The organism is Pseudobacteriovorax antillogorgiicola (assembly GCF_900177345.1).
GTDB lineage: Bacteria > Bdellovibrionota_B > Oligoflexia > Oligoflexales > Oligoflexaceae > Pseudobacteriovorax > Pseudobacteriovorax antillogorgiicola.
Map to the genome: position 1 here is coordinate 40,259 of NZ_FWZT01000032.1, position 19,868 is coordinate 60,126.

13 protein-coding genes are annotated in these 19,868 nt (G+C 46.8%); 4 read left to right on the top strand and 9 right to left on the bottom strand.

What is annotated here, in order from left to right:
* The first annotated feature begins 227 nt into the window (after window positions 1-227).
* Window positions 228-4,082 carry a DNA topoisomerase 3 gene (locus tag B9N89_RS28230; protein ID WP_132325338.1) on the top strand — a complete coding sequence of 1,285 codons (3,855 nt, stop codon included), beginning with the start codon at window positions 228-230 and terminating at the stop codon, window positions 4,080-4,082.
* Window positions 4,083-4,349: 267 nt separating this feature from the next.
* Here B9N89_RS28230 and hisIE read toward each other — a convergent pair whose 3' ends face one another.
* From hisIE to B9N89_RS28275, 9 genes are all read right to left on the bottom strand, one after another.
* Entirely contained in the window at window positions 4,350-4,961 is a 612-nt protein-coding gene (gene hisIE / locus B9N89_RS28235; RefSeq protein ID WP_132325341.1) for a bifunctional phosphoribosyl-AMP cyclohydrolase/phosphoribosyl-ATP diphosphatase HisIE, read from the bottom strand.
* Window positions 4,958-5,725, bottom strand: a complete 768-nt coding sequence (gene hisF, locus B9N89_RS28240) for an imidazole glycerol phosphate synthase subunit HisF (RefSeq protein ID WP_132325344.1) — start codon at window positions 5,723-5,725, stop codon at window positions 4,958-4,960. Before hisF ends, hisIE begins: the two co-directional genes overlap by 4 nt.
* Window positions 5,719-6,447 carry a 1-(5-phosphoribosyl)-5-[(5-phosphoribosylamino)methylideneamino]imidazole-4-carboxamide isomerase gene (gene hisA / locus B9N89_RS28245; protein WP_132325347.1) on the bottom strand — a complete coding sequence of 243 codons (729 nt, stop codon included), beginning with the start codon at window positions 6,445-6,447 and terminating at the stop codon, window positions 5,719-5,721. Before hisA ends, hisF begins: the two co-directional genes overlap by 7 nt.
* Window positions 6,444-7,031 (bottom strand): imidazole glycerol phosphate synthase subunit HisH, encoded by a 588-nt coding sequence (gene hisH, locus B9N89_RS28250; protein WP_132325350.1) that lies wholly within the window; start codon window positions 7,029-7,031, stop codon window positions 6,444-6,446. The genes hisA and hisH overlap by 4 nt, the downstream gene beginning before the upstream one ends.
* On the bottom strand, window positions 7,028-8,104 hold the full coding sequence (hisB, locus tag B9N89_RS28255; RefSeq protein ID WP_132325353.1) for a bifunctional histidinol-phosphatase/imidazoleglycerol-phosphate dehydratase HisB: 1,077 nt from the start codon (window positions 8,102-8,104) through the stop codon (window positions 7,028-7,030). Before hisB ends, hisH begins: the two co-directional genes overlap by 4 nt.
* The gene (gene hisD, locus B9N89_RS28260) at window positions 8,101-9,417 is read right to left on the bottom strand and encodes a histidinol dehydrogenase (RefSeq protein WP_132325355.1); all 1,317 of its coding nucleotides are present in this window, start codon (window positions 9,415-9,417) and stop codon (window positions 8,101-8,103) included. Before hisD ends, hisB begins: the two co-directional genes overlap by 4 nt.
* Window positions 9,418-9,423: 6 nt before the next feature.
* On the bottom strand, window positions 9,424-10,308 hold the full coding sequence (hisG, locus tag B9N89_RS28265) for an ATP phosphoribosyltransferase (RefSeq protein WP_132325358.1): 885 nt from the start codon (window positions 10,306-10,308) through the stop codon (window positions 9,424-9,426).
* Complete coding sequence (locus B9N89_RS28270) at window positions 10,305-10,628, bottom strand: YerC/YecD family TrpR-related protein (protein ID WP_132325361.1); 324 nt, start codon at window positions 10,626-10,628, stop codon at window positions 10,305-10,307. Before B9N89_RS28270 ends, hisG begins: the two co-directional genes overlap by 4 nt.
* A gap of 236 nt (window positions 10,629-10,864) precedes the next feature.
* A complete protein-coding gene (locus B9N89_RS28275; RefSeq protein ID WP_159455702.1) occupies window positions 10,865-11,797 on the bottom strand; it encodes a M14 family zinc carboxypeptidase in 933 nt (310 codons plus the stop codon).
* A 285-nt stretch (window positions 11,798-12,082) separates the two neighbouring features.
* Here B9N89_RS28275 and B9N89_RS28280 point away from each other — a divergent pair, with 285 nt between their 5' ends.
* The 3 genes from B9N89_RS28280 to B9N89_RS28290 all read left to right on the top strand — a co-directional run bounded on the left by B9N89_RS28280 (window position 12,083) and on the right by B9N89_RS28290 (window position 19,485).
* Window positions 12,083-14,815: a 7TM diverse intracellular signaling domain-containing protein gene (locus B9N89_RS28280; protein WP_132325366.1), complete on the top strand. Its 2,733-nt coding sequence runs from the start codon at window positions 12,083-12,085 to the stop codon at window positions 14,813-14,815.
* A gap of 82 nt (window positions 14,816-14,897) precedes the next feature.
* A complete protein-coding gene (locus B9N89_RS28285) occupies window positions 14,898-18,047 on the top strand; it encodes a S8 family serine peptidase (RefSeq protein ID WP_132325369.1) in 3,150 nt (1,049 codons plus the stop codon).
* A gap of 247 nt (window positions 18,048-18,294) precedes the next feature.
* A complete protein-coding gene (locus B9N89_RS28290) occupies window positions 18,295-19,485 on the top strand; it encodes a M48 family metalloprotease (RefSeq protein WP_132325371.1) in 1,191 nt (396 codons plus the stop codon).
* The last annotated feature ends 383 nt before the right edge of the window (window positions 19,486-19,868 follow it).

A 19,868-nucleotide genomic window follows, 5' to 3' on the forward strand; every position in this document is an offset into this window, starting at 1 on the left:
TATCCTAACAATCGGGTATCTTGGCTGAACTCTGACTTACCATTCCGTAAGATGTATTCATGACATCGGTTCGTCAGTTCACGACTTGAGATCTTGATTTAATGCACTGTAATTAATGGATTTAATGTTTTGGTAAAGACCTTCAAGGTAGCGCAAGCTCCTTGTAAAATGTCCGTAGACCACGTAGCTGTCGGTTTGTTACCTTGGGGGACATAGGAGGGAGTAGATTGACTGTCGTTGTTGTAGCAGAAAAGCCTTCGGTGGCTCGCGATATTGCAAAGGTCTTGGGTGCCGATCAGAAAAGAGATGGATATTGGGAAGGTTCAAACTACCAGGTTACTTGGGCGCTAGGACACCTTGTCCGTGTTGCGGAGCCCCACGAGATTGACCCTCGATGGAAGGAGTGGCGTCGCGATACCCTACCGATGATTCCTGAGCGTTGGCCACTCCTCGGTAATCCAAAAACTAAAAGTCAATTGGAGGTGGTAACGCGCTTACTTGGCAGCAGTGAGCGCGTGGTGTGTGCCACAGATGCTGGGCGCGAAGGAGAGCTGATCTTTCGCTATATTATCGAGAAGGCGTCTTGTCGAAAGCCAATGCAGCGCCTTTGGATTTCTTCACTCACTCCTGAAGCGATTCGCACAGGATTCGAGAGGCTACGTCCCGTCAAAGACTACGACTCACTGGCAGATGCAGCACGGGGACGGAGCCGCGCTGATTGGCTAGTGGGGATGAACCTGTCACGGGCCTACTCCTTGTGTTTTGGCGATAGCTTCTCAGTGGGCCGTGTTCAAACACCGACCCTGTCGATTTTAGCGCAGCGTGAGCTAGACATTCAAAATTTTGTCCCAGAGGATTACCGAGAAATTCAAGGGGTGTTTCGGGGCCACGGACAGAGGGAAGAGTTCACTGCGATGCTCTTCGATCTCAAAAGCAAAAAAGCCAAGCGCTTCAAGGATGATGATAAAATTCTTAAAGCTGTTCTGGAAGAGTTAAAGGGTGATCGCTATCAAGTTGAAAAGGTCGAAGAAAAGACGATTCAGCTAGAACCCCCCTTGCTTTTTGATTTGACTGAACTGCAAAGACACTGCAATCGGCTTTATGGGTTTCAATCTCAGAAAACTTTGGATATCGCTCAGTCACTATACGAGAATCTAAAGCTCATTAGCTATCCAAGAACAGACTCTAGATATCTATCGAGAGATATGACTAGCGGGCTGCCCCGGATTGTGCAATCGATCCGTGAGCCTTATGATGATCAGATTCAGGAAGACACGGGAAATAGACCACTTGGGTCACGCTATATCAATGACGGTCGCGTTACTGATCACCATGCGATTATCCCTACCGGAGTCCTTTCATCCCGCATGAGTCAAGACCAGGCTAACGTGTTTGATGCCATCTGTAGACGCTTTCTTATGGCTTGGCAAAAACCGTATCGCTATGCCAGTACCAACGTCTTGGTGAAGGGCCATGAGCATCAAGATAATGTATTTCAAGCTCGGGGAAAAAAGCAGCTGGAGCGCGGCTGGAAATCCCTGGAAACGGGGAAGGGGAACGACAAAGATCGTTTCCTGCCATCGTATCTACAAGCAGACCTGGCGGTTGATCTTGCATCGTTGCAAGAACTCAAGAAGCAAACTCAAGCACCACCAAGGCTTACCGATGCTAGTTTGCTCACAGCTATGGAAACAGCTGGTCGTCAGTTGAATGATAAGGAGCTTTCCGCCGCTATGAAAGAGCGGGGCTTGGGAACACCGGCTACCCGTAGCTCGATCATTGAAACTTTGATTCAGCGCCAATATTTGGTGCGCGAGGGTAAGCAGTTTCACGTCAGCAGAAAGGGCTTGCGGTTGATCGAGCTGGTTCATGATGATGTCAAAAGCCCAAAAATGACAGGAGAATGGGAATTTACCCTGCGGCAAGTTCAAGACGGTAAAATATCTTTGAAGCAGTTTTCCCAGGATATCCAGTCTTTTGTTAGCAAGGCAGTTGCAAAAGTGCTTGAACAGGCGCCGGCTCGCCCCTCGACGCAGATTCCAGCTATGGCTGGGGCATCTTCAGACTTAAAAATTGGACAAGAAGTGATTCGACATAAAACCCCCGCCGCAGAGCTTCGCCCTCTGCTTAAAAAGATTTTCGGCTTTGAACGCTTTCGGCCATATCAAGAGGATGTTTGCAGAGACATCGTTAGAGGTCGAGATGCTCTACTCGTGATGCCAACGGGGGCGGGAAAGTCACTTTGCTATCAGCTTCCAGGAATGGCGCTTGGCGGAACCACTGTGGTGATTAGCCCTTTGATTGCATTAATGGACGATCAGGTGGAGAAGTTACAAGCAACTGGCTTGAGGGCAGAAGCCATTCACTCTGGTAAAGGACGTCAAAGGTCTAGGGAAATCTGCCGGGAGTATCTGGAAGGTCAGCTTGATTTCCTTTACATTGCTCCAGAGCGGTTAGGTGTCCCTGGTTTTGTACCACTTTTGGGAAAACGAAAGCCCACATTGGTAGCTATCGATGAGGCTCACTGTATCTCTCAATGGGGCCATGACTTTCGCCCTGACTATCGCATGTTGAAAGAGCGACTTGAACCTTTGAGGCCTTCTGTGATCGTTGCGATGACCGCGACAGCAACACCTCGTGTTCAGAAAGATATTGTCGATCAGCTTGGTCTTGTGGAAGCTAGTATTCATAGTCATGGCTTTCGCAGGACCAATATCGCCATTGAAAGTGTTGAAGTCAGTCGACCGCAGCGGGTCGAGGTGATCAGGAAGCTCTTGAGTAAGGAGCAGCATAGGCCAGCGATTGTTTATGCCCCCACGCGCAAGCAGGCCGAGGAGTGTGCTGCAAAGCTAGGGCAAGGAGCGCAGATCTATCATGCTGGAATGTCTGCCGAGCGACGCGCCCAGGTGCAACGAGACTTCCTTGAAAACAAAGTTGATGTCATGGTCGCGACAATTGCTTTTGGAATGGGAATAGATAAGCCCGATGTTCGGATGGTGATCCATATGGCGTTTCCTGGAAGCATGGAGGGCTACTACCAAGAAATCGGTCGTGCGGGGCGGGATGGGAACCTGTCCCGAGCTGTGATGTTCTTCTCATTTGGCGACTTTAAGACTCACGAGTTTTTTCACAAGAAAAATTATCCCGAACGGATTGATTTGAAGGCTGTCCTAAAACAAATCCCTGATGCAGGTATCGAGCGAACAATGCTAAGACCTCCGGTTGAAAAAGACGATATTGAAACCTATCTAGAAAAACTTTGGGTCCATGGGGCTATAGAGTTTAAGGGGAATGATGAGGTTTTTACAACAGGTAAGGCTTGGGAGCTGGCCTATGAAGCTCAGCGGCAGCATCGCTTTGGTCAACTCAAGGAAGTCTCTCAGTATGCTCAAAACCAAGGTCAGTGTCGCATGTTGCAACTTATGGAGCACTTTGGAGACCCCGATGCTAATGGTGTGGTATGTGGCATCTGCGATGTGTGTGCTCCTGATAATACCAATGTGAAAAGTTTGCGGCTGCTCGATGAGACTGAGAAACAGCACTTGAAAACGATTATGAGCGCGCTGAGTTCGGATCGCTATTTAGCGGTAGGCACGCTCCAACGGAATCATATGGATCCTCTCAAGGTGAGTCGCAGTCGACTTGAGGAGTACATTGACCTTCTAGTGCGAGAAGATTTCGTAGGCACGGAAACTAAAGTTTTTCAAAAAGATGGTAAAGATATCTCTTACCGCGTCCTTTTTCGATTAAGAATTATGAACCAATTGCACCTGAACACCATGCAAATTGCCGATATTCAAGATTTGAAGCGTTCTGGTGCTAGCCGGAAACCTAGCAAGAGAGTCAGTAGGAAGGCAGCGGTCACAGGCTATGACGATGCTGTCTATCAGAAGCTCAAGGACTGGCGTCTTAAAGAATCTAAACTCAAAAAAATGCCCGCATTTCGTGTTCTAAGCGATCGGACACTTCAGGAAATTGCCTTGAATTTGCCTAAGACTGAGGAAGATCTACTCGGAATATCGGGGGTAGGGCCGAGTAAATACGAGAAATTTGGGAAGAAAATTCTGGATCTTCTCCATTAAAATAAATCTCGTTGATCCTGCTTTTCATGTTTTGATGGTCTGCCTGACATAAGTACAAACAAAAGACTTAGAATGAAGACGATCAGAGGAACATGAATCATAAGTCCTTTCATAGTATTTTCCACCTTTCCCTAGAGTGTGCCCTACATTATTGATAAACACTATGGCAGGATGAGGCAAATAAATTTTACATAAAGACATGTGACGTATCTATAAAGGCTTAAAGCCATATCAGATCGGAACTTTAGCCGATCTGATTTTTTGCTATTAGGAGGGAGATTGATTAGAATGGCGATCGTAAAGGACCTGACAAACCTCTTCTATGGTACAATTTTTTGCCTTTAATAGCACCATTAGATGAAACAGCAAGTCAGCAGACTCTCCTAGAAACTCCTGCTTGTCATCATCTTTCGCAGCGAGCGCGACTTCTACCCCCTCTTCACCGACCTTTTGAGCCATCTTATGGAGGCCCTTATCGATCAGTCGACTCACATATGACCCTTCGGGCCGCTGCTCAAATCGCTGTTCGATAACGTTTGATAGCTCTTTAAGGAAGCTGACGTCGGTGGCAACATCACCAAAGCAGGTTTTAGTTCCTAGGTGACATGTGGGGCCGATCGGCCTAGCTTTAATAAGAAACGTATCTTGATCGCAGTCGAGACTAATCTCCTCTAACTCCAGAAAATGACCCGATGTCTCACCCTTCGTCCACAGCCGAGACTTGCTTCGACTGAAAAATGTAACCCTACGAGTTTCGATAGTTTGTGCCAATGCCTCTTGATTCATATAGCCAAGCATGAGGACATCCTTGCTATTCGCATCTTGGACAACAGCGGGCACTAACCCGTCAACTTTTTGCCAATTGACTTGATTGATCATAGCCGAACCTCCAGGCCCTGAGATTTCAAATATCGTTTCAGATCTGGAACTGTGATCTCTCCACGGTGAAAGACTCCAGCTGCCAGAGCAGCATCGACTTTGGCATCGATAAAAGCATTTTTGAAGTCTTCCAGACTGCCAGCACCACCTGAGGCAATCAGCGGAACTTGGCAGAAATCGCGGGCAATGCGGAGCTGCTTAAGATCGTAACCAACTTTGGTGCCATCGGCTCCCATGCAGTTGAGGACGATTTCTCCAGCTCCCCGTTCCTGAACCTCGACTAGCCAGTCCATTGTCTTTTTACCAGCACTTTGAGCCGTTGATTCGCTACCGGTATACTTCCAAATGTAGTAATCATCATCTTGAAGGGCAGAGTCGACGCCAATGACCACACATTGAGAGCCAAATTCTTTTGCAAGTTCATTGATTAGGTCAGGTCGTTCGATTGCTGGTGAGTTGATCGAGACTTTATCGGCACCGGCGTGCAAAACTCGCCTCGCATCGTCTACAGAGCGAATGCCCCCAGCTACGCAGAAAGGGATATCGATGACCTGTGCAGTGTCTTCGATCCACTTGGTCGAGACGGTTCGTTTTTCAGCACTGGCAGTGATGTCATAGAATACCAGCTCGTCAGCCCCTTGGTCTCGGTAGCGCTGAGCAAGGTCGAGGATCTCGCCAAGAATCACATGGTTCTTAAACTTAACCCCTTTTACAACTTGACCATCCCGTACATCCAAGCAGGGAACGATTCGTTTGCTTAACATATCAAAGCCTCCCTCAAGTCTAAGGTGCCTTCGTAAATAGCCTTGCCGATGATGGCGCCACCCACATTGTCAGCCTTCAGTGCCTTAACCTGATCCACAGACTTCAAACCGCCAGAAGCTAAAAACTTTACGGTAGGGAAGCGCAGGGAAAGCTCTTTGTAGAGTTCGAAATTTGGTCCTGTAAGTGTTCCATCGCGACTGATGTCTGTGCAAAGCACTTGTGATAAGCCGAGTGACAGGTACTCGTTCAGAACTTCATCTGCAGTCAGGTTTGATACTTCTTGCCAACCGTGGGTGGCGACCATTGGGGTTCCGGCATCGTTAAGCGAGACGTCTAAGCCTAAGGTGATACGTTCACCCCCAAAAGTTTCTAAGATTCTTTTTGTTGCGGCCATATCCTTCACAGCTAGGCTGCCGATGATGACACGATCCACACCAGCGTCTAATAGTTCTGATACATCACCGGCACTTCGGACTCCGCCGCCAACCTGGAGTTTGAGCTTAGTTTCCTCAGCAATTGTGCGGATAATTTTCGTTTGCTGGGGAGCACCTTGCTTCGCTCCATCTAAGTCCACAACATGAAGATAGGTGGCTCCCATGGCTTGAAACTCTTTAGCCATCTGCACAGGGTTATCGTTATAGATTGTTTTTTGGTCGAAGAGGCCCTTAGTTAAACGAACAACTTGGCCATTAATCATGTCGATAGCAGGATAAATTTTCATAAGGCAATAAAGTTCCTAAGCATAGTTTGGCCAATGGCAGCAGATTTTTCAGGATGAAATTGGGCACCAAAGAAATTATCTTTCTCAACAAGGGCTGGAATTTCCACACCGTAATGGGTCGCTGCTTTTGTGTACTGATTAATCGGGCCTTGAAATGAATGGACGAAGTAAACAAAAGAGCCTTCTTCCACATTTTTTAGCAAGGCACTATCTGATTTGAAACTTAAGCGGTTCCAGCCCATGTGGGGTAGCGTCAGTCCTTCGTTCCTGGGAATTGCCGTCACCCGGCCAGGGATCATACCCAGGCAGGCTGTTTGACCCTCATCCGAACCCTCGAAAAGCAACTGCATTCCCAGGCAGATTCCTAACGTTGGCTGAGTCAATCGCGGTAGCATCTCACTAAGCTCCGCTTTGATAATTTTGTCCATAGAAGCTCGTGCTGCTCCCACGCCGGGTAGAAGAACTTTTTCTGCCTTAAGTATGATGTCTGGGTCCTGAGTGATGATCCAGGGGCAATCCAGTCGGTCTATGGCATTACTAACAGAGGAAAGGTTTGATCCTCCGGTGTTGACAATGGCTATCATAGCATTCCCTTTGTAGATGGAAGTTCACCCGATTGGTCGTTTTTCACAGCTTGGCGAAGCGTCCTAGCGAGACCTTTGAAAAGTCCTTCAACTTTGTGGTGATCGTTGCCGCCTTCAATGCTCATGTGAAGGTTTGCTCCTAGAGACTCAGCAAACGATCTGAAGAAGTGAGGCACCATTTCTGTGGCCAGTTCGCCAACCATATCCCTTTTGAACTCTCCCTTAAAAATAAAGTAAGGGCGACCACCAAGGTCGAGACTTACCTTTGCTTCAGACTCATCCATGGGCAATACAAAGCCGTAGCGCTGGATGCCAATCTTGTCGCCAAGAGCTTTGCGGAAACACTGTCCCAGTGCTAAGCCGATATCTTCTACCGTATGGTGGTCATCGATATGAAGGTCACCTTCACAGGCAACCTTGAGTGAAAAGCCACCGTGCTTGGGCAACTGTTCTAGCATGTGATCGAAAAAACCAATTCCTGTGGCGAAGTGATTCAGACCTGTGCGATCGAGATCGATTTCAATGTTGATTGCAGTTTCCTTCGTCTTGCGGCTGACAGTGGCTTGACGCCTAAGAGACGTTAGCTCGTGAGCGATATCATCCCACGATGCACCTTGCGTGGCATCAGGTTCATTAACACGAATGCCACGAATTCCCATGCGTTCCGCTAAGAGTAGATCGGAGTCCCGATCGCCGATGACAGCGGAGCGATCTCGATCCCAATGAGGATCTTGCAAATAAGGCAGAACCAAATCAAGATTGGGCTTACGGCAGCCGCACTGATCTGACGGCAGATGTGGGCAAATCAAAGTAGTCTCGAATTGAATCCCTTGGCTTTGTAGTAGCTTCATCAAGAACTGATGTGGAACATCAAAGTCTTCTTGAGGAAAACTCTCTGTCCCCAAACCGTCTTGATTGCTGATCATGACTAGAGTATAGCCGTGACTTTGGAGCTTTAATAAACTAGGGATGACTCCCGTAAGTAATTCGATCTTATCGATGCGATCAACTTGTTCATCCTCCGGCTCTTTGCAAATGGTACCATCTCGGTCGATGAATAATAGCTTTTTCATGATGACAAACCTTTTCCCTTGAGCTGCTGGAGGCGAATGCTGACAGCGTTTTTATGAGCATCTAAACCTTCCAGTTCAGCAAGGTGTTCGACTGTTGGCCCTAAAGAGCACAAGCCTTCTGCACTCAAGTTTTGAAAGGTAACCTGCTTTAAGAACGAGTCTAAGCTCAAGCCACTGACAGCTTTTGCATAGCCATAGGTTGGAAGCACATGATTGGTGCCGCTGGCATAGTCTCCCACAGATTCAGGGGACCAAGGACCCAGAAACACGGAGCCAGCATTGTGAATTTTGCTCGTCCATGACTCAGGATCAGTCACTTGGATAATCAAGTGCTCGGGACCATAGCGATTGGAGATTGCTAAGGCTTCGCTCAGGTTGTCAGTTGTGATGATCCTGCTTTTCTCAAGGGCAATAGCTGCAATATCTTTGCGGGATAACTGTGATAATTGGGTCATAACAGCCTCAACCACTTGCTCAGCTATGTGCTTCGAATTCGTTACAAGGATCGACTGGGAGTCGACACCATGCTCTGCCTGAGACAGAAGGTCGGAAGCGATGAAGTCGGGGCTAGCATTCTCATCGGCAATAACCATAACTTCAGAAGGGCCAGCAGGCATATCATACATGGCACCCGCAGGGTCTTTGGCAACCTGCAATTTGGCTTCAGTAACCCATGTGTTTCCTGGACCAAAGATTTTAGAGACTGAAGGTATGGATCCAGTACCGAATGCCATGGCTGCAATAGCCTGGGCCCCACCAGCCTTGTAGACTTGATCGATTCCAGTGAGCTTGGCTGCAACAAGAATATGAGGGTCGATGCTGCCATCTTTTCTGGGAGGTGTGCATAGCACTTTGAGAGGGCACCCAGCTATGGTCGCAGGAACACCAAGCATGACCACTGTCGATGGTAAGGGGGCGGTACCGCCAGGAACGTATAGCCCAACGCGCTCAATGGGCCGAGCTTCGCGGCGACAGGTAACACCAGGCATCGTTTCAATAGAAATCGACGACGGCTTTTGGACTTCGTGAAACTTACTCACATTTTCGATTGCTGTAAGGATTGCTTCACGACTTCGCGCTGATATACTCGACTCAGCGTCTTCGAATTCTGCTGGGCTCACGGCTAGATGATCTAAGGTGACTCCATCAAATGTCTCCGTAAGAGCCTTGACGGCTTCATCTCCATTTTGCCGAACTTGAGAGATGATCTGAGCAACCTTTTCTGAAACACTGGCGGATTGATCCAAGGCTGGCCTCGAAAGAACGAAAGCCTGCTCTTCGCTATTTAAATCTGACCAATTGAAAATCTTCATAGTGACCTACTCAATAATCTTTTCGATAGGGAGAACCAAGATAGAACTTGCACCGGCTCGTTTAAGCTGTTCCATGGTTTCCCATACCACATCCTCTTGGGCAACCGCGTGAATGGCTACTTTACTGGAATCGGTACTCAGGGGAACCACCGTGGGTGTTTCCATTCCAGGTAAGTATTGAGCAATTTCGTCGATGGAAGACTTGGGCGCATTCATCATGATGTAATTTGCGTTTTGTGCAAGCAGGGTGCCGTCGATTCTTTGTAGCAATCGTGTAAGAAAGTCTTCTTGTTCTGACTCTAAAGTTTGATTAGATCGTACTAATACCGCTTCGCTCTCTAAAATGGTGATCACTTCTTTGAGGCCATTGGAATCAAGAGTCGCACCAGTGGAAACCAGATCACAGATGGCATCGGCAACACCAATGGAAGGTGTGACTTCAACAGAGCCACTGATTTCTACAGCCTCCGCAGCGATGCTTTTCGATTCAAGATAGCGCTCTAATATGTTCGGATATGATGTGGCGATGCGTTTGCCGCTGAAACTTTCCAACCCTTCAAACGGCACCGATTTTGGCCATGCTAGTGAAAGGCGACAGCTGCCAAAGCCCAAGCTGCGAATCACCTTCACAGGGTTGTCTGGGCTCTTGCTACAACCAATCTTTTCTTCAAGTTCGTTAAGCCCTACGATCCCGATATCGCAGACACCATCGCGGACATAATGTGGAATATCGTCGTCACGGACCAACATAAGCTCGACAGGATGATTTTTTGCCCTCGAAATCAGGGTTCTCTTGCGATTATCAAACTGAAGGCCGCAGCGATTTAATAGGGATAGGCATTTTTCACTTAATCGTCCACTTTTTTGGATAGCGATTCGCAAGTTCTTCATGAGATTCCGTCTTTCTTTTTCTGTTTGTCCAATAAAATTCGATAGCCTTTTGCGCCGTATGTCATTGATCGTGCGACTCTGGTGATCGTTGTGGTGCTTACACCGGTTTGCTCATTGATGGTCCGATAGGAGTCGCCTTTCTCAAGCTGTTTGGCAACCCGCCAGCGATCTGCCATGGAGCGTAGTTCTGCGGGCGTGCATAGATCGTCAAAGAATGCCTGAAACTCTTCTGGCCCGTCTAACAGACTCAAGCTCTGATAAAGCTCCTCAAGAAAGCGACCGTTCCAATGATCGTCTGTTTTTCCAGATTGGCTTGCCATTCATTGATCTCCTGATCTACTGTTTTACCACGTTAATACAGTGGTGTGTTAACACATTAATCGGTCATTGGCAAGAAAGCTTTGATAGTAATTGGCGAAATACCAGACAACTTACTGTAAACTATGCTTTTAAATTTTTGCAGATCGGTAAGGTAGGGTTGCCTGGGTGAGGCTCGTGAGGCGGCTAGGAGGAAGGAGGAGTCTCTGGGCCCTGAGACTCTCAGTCGTCTGTTAGGTCAGTTATTGCTCTCCTCTTGGGAATCGTTTACAGCATCCATCCGTGGTCGCTTTTTGGAAGCCCTCATGGCAACTGTCCCTGCGATGTCCTGGAGGAAGTCTAACTGGTCCATCTTCTCTAATAGTTTTGAATCTTTGAGTTCTACCGTGAGAACCGGGACATTCTTATCCTTCCACATGTAGCGGCCCAGAGATCCTGGGAACGTTCCTAACGAAACCCATGGAATCCACTTGTAGTTCGGGAAACGAATCTTCGGTCCGTCAAAGTCTAAGACGCCATAAGGAGTGTGGATCGCAACAATGAAGTCTGGTCGAAAGTCTTCAATGTGCTTGATCGTGCATTTGGTTTCAGGTTCGCTGCCCGCGCTAGGGCCAGGATTGCGTCTTGGGTCTTTGCCTTTTTTCTGGACCCAGTATTTGTGAGCCAGTTCATCCCAGTCCTTCGAGGGAAAGTTGCGGTTAATATCGACACCATTGGCATTCATTCGAGTTTTCGCCTCCCAACCATCAGGATTCAGAATGGGAACGATCCGCCACTGGTTCCTAGCTGTTAGGTCGACAAGCCTCTCCATCCACCGTCGAGCAACGCTGCCCCCTTCGGCCTCGTCGCCGTGCATTAAGCCGAGAACCAGCACTTTTTTCTGGCGGGTGGAGGGTTGGACCTTTGAGTCGTAATGGTAGATCGGATCGCCTGCCACGCTCTTACAGGTGGGTAAGACTTGAACTTCATCACAGGCTTTGGCGATTCGTGCCTTATCAAATTCTCCTGGCAATTTTGCAAGAGACTCGCGACAGATCTTTGGGATTTCGCCTATTTCCGCCTTTTGGGGTTCCTGCGGGTAAAACGGAACTCCCCAGGGAGGAATTGCGTCAGCCACAGCTTGCAATGGCAAGGCGGCTAGGCAGAAAGCGAAAAGATGTTTTGACCACATAGGTTCCTCATTCATTTATCAAGGTAAAAAGACCATCCCATTGTCTAGTATAAGCAGTTTATATCATTGGATCTATACAAGATAAAGGGAATATCAGAGGCTTTCGCGCTTTTCGAAGCCTTGTCAAATCCCGTGATAACTGCCTTTGGCTAGCAGAAATCAGCTCATCGTTGGTCGGGTCAGGAGAGCTAATTTGCCGGAAACAGCCAGGTTCTTTTTGAGATCTTAACTATCTTAAAAAGCGACCGCTAGGTCATCTGTTGCGAACCTTCTTAGAGGCATGTCTTGAAAGGCCTAGCTATCCTTATCTGGCTGCTCTGGTACCGACCCGCATTTGGGGTGGATGCTATCGACTTCAGCAGGATCGACGACCAAAAGTCTGTGGATCATGCACTCTATTTGGCTGATCAGGATGGGATAGTGACCGTTGAAAGCTTGGTTTCGAGCTCGGAGTCAGCATTTAAAGACTCAGGTGGCAAAAACTTATCCTTTGGCTGGACCAAGGCGGTATATTGGGTAAAACTTCCTGTGACGAATACCGGAAATGAGAGTATCCAGAAACTTTTGGAAATATCATGGCCTCTGCTAGATTCCATTAAAATATTTATCTACGATGGTCGGGAGTTGGTAGAACAGTTTAATCTTGGCGACAAGTTGCCTTTTAATAGTCGACTCATTCATGCAACAAGCTTTGTCGTGCCCATCATCGTTCCCTCGGGAAGCCAACATGATATTTACCTTCAAGTGTCCTCGACTTCTTCTGTCCAGATTCCAATGACCCTCTGGGACCCAATTTATTACTATGAGGTTGCTTCACGATTCATCGCAGCCCAGGCCTTTTATTACGGGGCTATGGTGGTTATGATGGGGTATAACTTCTTTATTTTCCTTGCTTCAAGAAAGCTTGCTTACTTTATCTACGTATGTTTCGTAGCATCTTATGTGATATTACAGTCATCCCTGAAAGGGATTTCGTTTCAATACGTTTGGCCAAACAATACGTCACTCTCAGATTACGCTATTAGCTTTGGTGGAAGTGTTGCCGTTCTCTTTGTTTTATTATTCGCTTATGTGTTTCTAAGGATTGATCAAAGCTCCTTTGATAAATTAAGGAAAGTACTCAAGTTTGAGATTGGTATTGGTTTGGTGTTTATTACTTTCTGCGCTGTTGCGCCTTACAGCCTTGCCATTAAACCTCTTGCGGGATTTACGGTTGTTGCGATTCTTACGGCACTCGTAGCCGGTGTCATTCAGTTCTCTAACGGGCTAAAGCAGGCTCGCTACTATATATTAGCCTGGCTTGCCTTGATCACCGGAACTACCACGTTTTTGCTAAAGCAGTTTGGTGTTTTACCCCTGAACTTTTTTACTGAGTATGCGATGCAAATTGGATCGTTTTTGGAAGTCCTTCTTCTATCTTTTGCTCTGGCGGACCAATTGAATGTGATGCGAGAGAAGCTTCAAGTCGCCAATCGTGGCTTGGAAAAACTGGTGGCAAGTATTCAAACTCAAGTAGATCAAAAAACCCAGGAGATTCGAACCATATTGAATACCATCCAACAAGGGATATTTATGATCATGCCCGGAGAAAATTGCATTCACGGTGATTACTCTGCTCACAGCGAAGTTATCCTGGGGGCCCGAGATCTTTCTGGCAAAGATGTGTTTGAAATTTTTTTAAGTCATACAGAATTAGCAGAGGAAGAGCTGGATCAGATTCGCACAGTTTTGAGCCTGACAATTGGCGAACCTCAATTAGCTTTTGAAATGAACTCTCATCTTCTACCAAACGAAGTTATTTATCACCAACGAGATCTTACTTTATCTTTGGAATTAGACTGGCAGCCAGTCGTAGATGATGATGACGATCAGATAGAAAAGATCTTAGTGTCTATTCGTGATATCACTGACCTAAAAAGACTGAAGGATGAGAGCCACAAAAACGAACAGGAACTTATGATTGTTTCTGAGATCCTAGACGTTAAACGAGAGAAGTTTCTTTCCTTTTGGCGCTACCTATCGGAAGTGCTCGACGATTTGGAAATCTTCGAACATCGCGATGATATCACCCAAGGTGACTTGGATCACCTTAGACGATCAATGCATACGGTAAAAGGAAATGCTCGCCAGCTCTGTCTTGTGCATCTGTCTCATGCTATCCATGAATTCGAAGAGAGCCTAAACGACGATGTTCGCACAGTAGGGCGAAATATTAAGCCTGCTGCGGATCGTTTGATGGCGGTATGTACAGTCTATCGAAAGGTTGCATGTGACAAGCTTGCTATTATTGGTGACGATAATCGAACTCAGAAAATCCCCTACCAAATAGCTCGGATTTGGCTACTTGAAATTGACCGTTGGGGGCTTCACGAATCAGGGAACTTGAAGTCTTTACTGAAGGACGTCAAACAAAAATCCTTGGAAGCTGCTTATTCAACATTTGCAGAGTATATCAGAGATTTGGCAAAGGGTACCGAAAAGCTAGCAGCTGATCTTGGCAAAGTTGCACCTTCATTTCTTATCAATGGTGATGCCTACTTTTTAAGTGATGAAGGACAACGCTTCTTAGATCGAGTTATGATCCACTTGATACGTAACTCTTTGGATCATGGTATCGAATCACCACAAGAACGGATTAGTAGAGGTAAAGTGGAAGGTGGGACAATTTCTGTTAAGATCTCGCCGAGTGACCGTGGTTACGAAATTGTCTATCGTGATGATGGACGAGGTCTTAACATTCCAACTCTACGAAATATCTGCGAGACGACTCCTGGCAGTTTACTAGCTCTATGCTCCGTGATCTTCCGTCCCGGACTAACCACAGCTAGTACGGTCACCTTGGTTTCGGGGCGGGGTGTAGGCCTTGATGCCGTGAAACTGGAAACAGAGTCTTTTGGGGGGCGTATTGAGATCGAGCTTGATCACCACGACCTCTCCAAGGAATTCGTAAGCTTTCAGTTTCGATTGTACCTACCGACTCACTTAATTAAAGAGAATCAGAACTTAGTTGCTGCATGACGATCTCTTGCCTAGACAAGGTGCAAATGATTCTGCTAGATTTTCTCGGAACATTCCTTTAATCGAGTCTTCCGGAGAGTCTATGAAAACATCGCTCCCTATCGTATTAGGTTTGCTCGGTGTCCTGACAATGACAGGCTGTAGCAATTCTAAGAAAAACAAAGATGATGCCCAGGCAACTATAGAAAGTAAGGAGGGCCAAGATCTAAATTCCGTTTCAGGACGGCCTGCTGAGGTCGAGCAGTTCTTGGCAACGGTGCAATTTAGTGAGCCTGCTTTGCTTACGAGTAGCCGATACACGAATGGCAAACATGTCGTGGATGAAGCCCTAAAAGAGCGTATTCTTAATGAACATCAGCAATTCAAAGAGATGTTGGAATATCTATCACCGGCAATCAAAATCATTCATGAATACAAGATGGTTCTTAATGGGATGACAGTCTTGGTTCCTGGTAAGTATCAGGATCGTTTCTATCAAATGACGAGTTCAATGAACGCCCAATCGTTTAAGCCTCAGCTTATCGAACGAGCAGATATCCAGGAAGAAGCAGCCTTTCGTAATTCCTGGGGTGAGGTGACATCGGCATCATTTATCAATGCGAGTGCTTTTCAAAGCCAGTTTAACGCACGAGGAGAGGGTATCAAGGTCGGTATTATCGATACCGGTATTGACTATACCCACAAGATGTTTGGCGGGCTTGGTGATGCGACAGCTTATCAGAACAATGATCCCAAGCTTATCGAAGATCAGTCATTCCCAACTGCCAAGGTAGCCGGCGGCTATGATTTCGTGGGTGAATCCTATAATTCAGGGGGGCTCACTTGGGACCAACGACTCCCACAACCTGATCCCGATCCATTGGATATCGGTGGCCATGGAACTCATGTTGCCGGAACAGTGGCGGGGCTGGGTGATGGGGTTAATACTTACGATGGGGTAGCTCCAAAGGCCTCACTCTATGCGTTGAAAGTTTTTGGGACATCTGGCTCGACCAGTGATTCGGTGGTGATTGCAGCCCTTGAGTATGCTGCTGATCCGAACGGCGATTTAGATCCTGCGGACAAGCTCGATGTGGTGAATTTATCGTTAGGAGGAGCCTTTGGCTCACCAAATAGCCTTTACGATATTGCTATGCGTAATCTAACCATTGGCCGTATCATGCCTGTGATCTCTGCTGGTAACTCGGGAGATCGACCCTATATTGTGGGGTCTCCGTCCACCACTGCTGAGTCCATATCCGTGGCAGCATCTGTAGATGCAATGGATCATAACTGGCGAAGTCCGGCATTAAAAGCAGGCTTTTCCGGTGGTGATGAGTCTGTGATGGGCTACGCACCGAGTGCTATTACCATTCCAGCTGATGGTTTTTCGGAAGCAAAGGCGTTGGTGGATCTTGGTCTAGGAACTTCGGCTCCTGATGATGATACAAAGGCAGATCTTTTGGGTAAATTTGCATTGATTTCAAGAGGAGAGACCAGTTTCTGTAGCAAAGGCCTCATAGCACAGGATGGAGGCGCCGCTGGCTTTGTTGTCTATAACAATGCAGCAGGAGATCCCATCACGATGGGTGGCGACTGCATGTTGCAAATTCCGGGTGTGATGATTTCCTTGGCAGATGGAGATGCTATTAAAGAAGCTATGAACGGCGGCGATGTGATGGTTACCTTAGATGCCGGCGTTTTTGAAGAAGCTCCAGAGAATATTGATAAGATTGCAGGTTTCTCTTCAAGGGGGCCTCGCTCGATAGATTCTTTGCTAAAGCCAGAAATTACTGCGCCAGGTGTTGAAATTGTTTCAGCAGCTGTAGGCAGTGGCTTTCGTGGAGTTCGATTTGGTGGCACATCCATGGCGGCACCACATGTCGCTGGTGCAGCAGCATTGTTACGACAGGCATTTCCAAATGCTAGTGTAGCAGAGCTAAAAAGTCGTATGATGAATACGTCTTTGACCATGAAGCAAGACGAAACAAATCTCTATCCTTTATCTCGACAGGGTGCTGGTCGTATCGATATCCTTCGTGCTGCGCAAACTCCTGCTACTGTTTCACCTTCGGCCTTATCCTTAGGGCAAGTGAGTGCCGGAGCGGAACGAGCCATTCGGGTTCAATTTAGGGTTGAAAATAGCTCGGACGAATCCCAAACTTTCCAGGTTCTAGCACAGTCTCTGTCCCCAGAGCTAAGAATGAGCTTCCCGTCTATGGTATCTGTGGGCGCAGGAGAAGCTACCATGGTGCGTGGTGATGTACATATCGAATCTCCATACAATGCTGTGCCTGTGACGGAGATTGACGGCTTTGTGAATCTTGTTCAGAATAGCTCGGTCGTGTTGAAAATTCCTGTTCACGGGGTTCGTGTGAAGGCTGCAGACATTCGGGCAGATAGGCTAACTGTGGCTTCGTCCAGTGTCGACTACGTTGACGCCCCCGCGCACACCAAGGTTTCTAACGATGGCAATGCGCCTGGTGAAGCTCTTATTTTCAATCTTCTTGCACAAGACGAACGTGCTGCAAGGAATCTAAAGTCATCAGATCGTACTTTCTGTGACCTTCAGAGTGTGGGGTACCGTGTGGTGGACGACTGGACATCACCATTGGGGGGACGCTATCTGGATATTGCCTTCAAGCTCTATAACCCTGTTACAGACTGGATATTCTGTCAGCCTACAGCACTCATAGACATGGATGGCGATGAGCTTGCAGATTTTGAGGTCTTTGGTTCTGATGTGCAGTCGTATTCCCTTCAAATAGCGAGTGAGGACAATACGAATAGTATCTTAGTTGATGCCGAGAGAATGCGTGACATTCGCCGTAACTATGATCTTAATTTCTTCCCAGGCCAAGAACTTGACTTTGGGGATGCGATCCTTGATCTTCAAGCCTACCAGACCTATAACTTCTCGACCGTAGCTATGCTTAGAATTAACCTAGAGGCTTTTGATAATCAATGGCAGGAAATGAAACTCATGCCCGGTGTATTAAGCTCATGGAGAGGACGTGCCGGAGATGATTTCGTTTCTAAGTGGCAGTCAGTGTACATAGATCCAGCAGAGTCTAGCTTCTTTAACTTTGATCCACAGTTCACAGTTCGGGCTGGAGACTTCGAAGATCTAGATTTGGTCAAAGGGATTGGTCAAGAGCCATTGATCTTATTCTACCCACAAAATGCTGCCAATTTCTCTGTTCAGCAAAATGATATGCAAAGCCAGGTTCTCAAGCCTCGCTATCAGTTCTAGTTTAGGAGGGAGGGTTAGCCCTCTCTCGTCTTTTTCCTGCCTACAACTTAGCCATGGACGTTTTTTTTGATGAGAAGAATCAATTCATGGCTAATTATCTGAAAACTTTCTAGAAATATAGTATTATTAGGATTGTGTGGTTCCATCCTCGTGATAAAACCTTTCATGATATCAGGATGATAGTATTTATAGTCTTGGTGATTGGTTTGCATCCTCGCTTATGGACATCTAAAATTCAGGAGGATACATGAGAACCACATTGTGGGCTTTCCAGGGAAGTCAATTATTCATTTTGCTTTTGGCGTTGGTCATTCAAGCTTGCACCCAAAGTCCTACCGTTTCCCGTAGGACTACTTTGGTCCAACCTGCGACAGCACCTGCAACGGAGACAGGTAACGAAACTCAAGATGACTCAGAAGTTTCTGACGAGGCGGGAGACGATGAGGCCCTTGCTGAAGAGGAAAATCTCCCTCCCTACCTGTTTAAGCTAAGTGAAGCTCAGCAGATAGCCGAGCTAGTGGAAGCATACCTACCTACAGACTACGATATGTTTGCCGATGCTACTGCTGCTGCTAACAGGGAAGAATTGAGAGCTTACTTTCAAAGTTTCTTAGGCAGTATGATGGCCATCCCAGGACTTTCGCCAGGCAGGGAATTGGATGTTATGGTTTCAGATAGCGACGTCCCTAACGCCTCGGCGGCTGGTCAGCAGATTATGATTAACGAGGGGATGCTTGCTGTTGCAAATAGCAAATCCTTGCTAGGGGTGATCTGTCATGAGATTGCCCACAGTTCCAAAAATCATTCTCAGAAATCGGAGGCTGATCAGGTCTTCGCCGGGCTTGATGGCTTTTTGCAGAGTAACGAATTCGTTACTTACATAAATGCAGCGTACAATGGTACTACCTATACCCACAATAAGGCTGACTACGACGCTCTTCGAAAAACATGGGATGAAGTAGCTAAGGACCCATCGGTTTACTCTCGTCGTCACGAATCAGAGGCAGATATAGTTGGTGGTATGCTATGTGCCCATCTAGGTATGAGTGCAGATGAATTCTATCAAAGCCAACTTCAATTAAGGAAAGCCCTGGAGGCAGGTCAAGGAGCACCGCAATCTGCTAACAATTTGCAAGATGGTACTCAGATTCCAATCGGACAAGACGAAATTCAAGACTTTGTCACTGGCTTCCTCTTCCCGCTCAACTCTCACCCTACTGGCAAAGAGCGCGATTCACAGTTGCTTAGGACAAAGACAGCTATTCAAAAATATTTTGATGGAAACTCGATGCTATATACAGACTTCAACAACAGATATACCGAGCTTACTCCAGCTGTCGGCCTGGTCGGTAGCCAGCCTCTGAAACTTCCATTCTGGTACAAACCGCGTTGTTCTCACAAGCAGCATCAGCTTGTTGTTGATATTGGGTCTCTCTAGAATTGATTTTTACTCCTATCCCCGGGATAGGAGTTTATGAGATGGCTGAATAGTTATTTCAATCCTTTTGATGATGTTCAAATAAGAAATGACAGGTTCATTGCCTTCTGTGTCTGATCTCTAAAGCTATCAAATCTTCCAAGCACTCTTAACTTAATCAAGCCTATCGACACTATCTTAAGTTCATCACTCACGTGTAAATCCCCAGGGCAAGGCGTGACATCGCCATATCGCATTATATATAGTATAATTAGTTATATAGACCAATAACTGCGTAGAGATTGAGAATCCATTGTAGATCACGATTCTTGATGGCGTATAAAGTGACTTATTACTGGTATTTACCGTGTTTGTAATGTGCTGGTGCAGTGAAAGTGTCTACT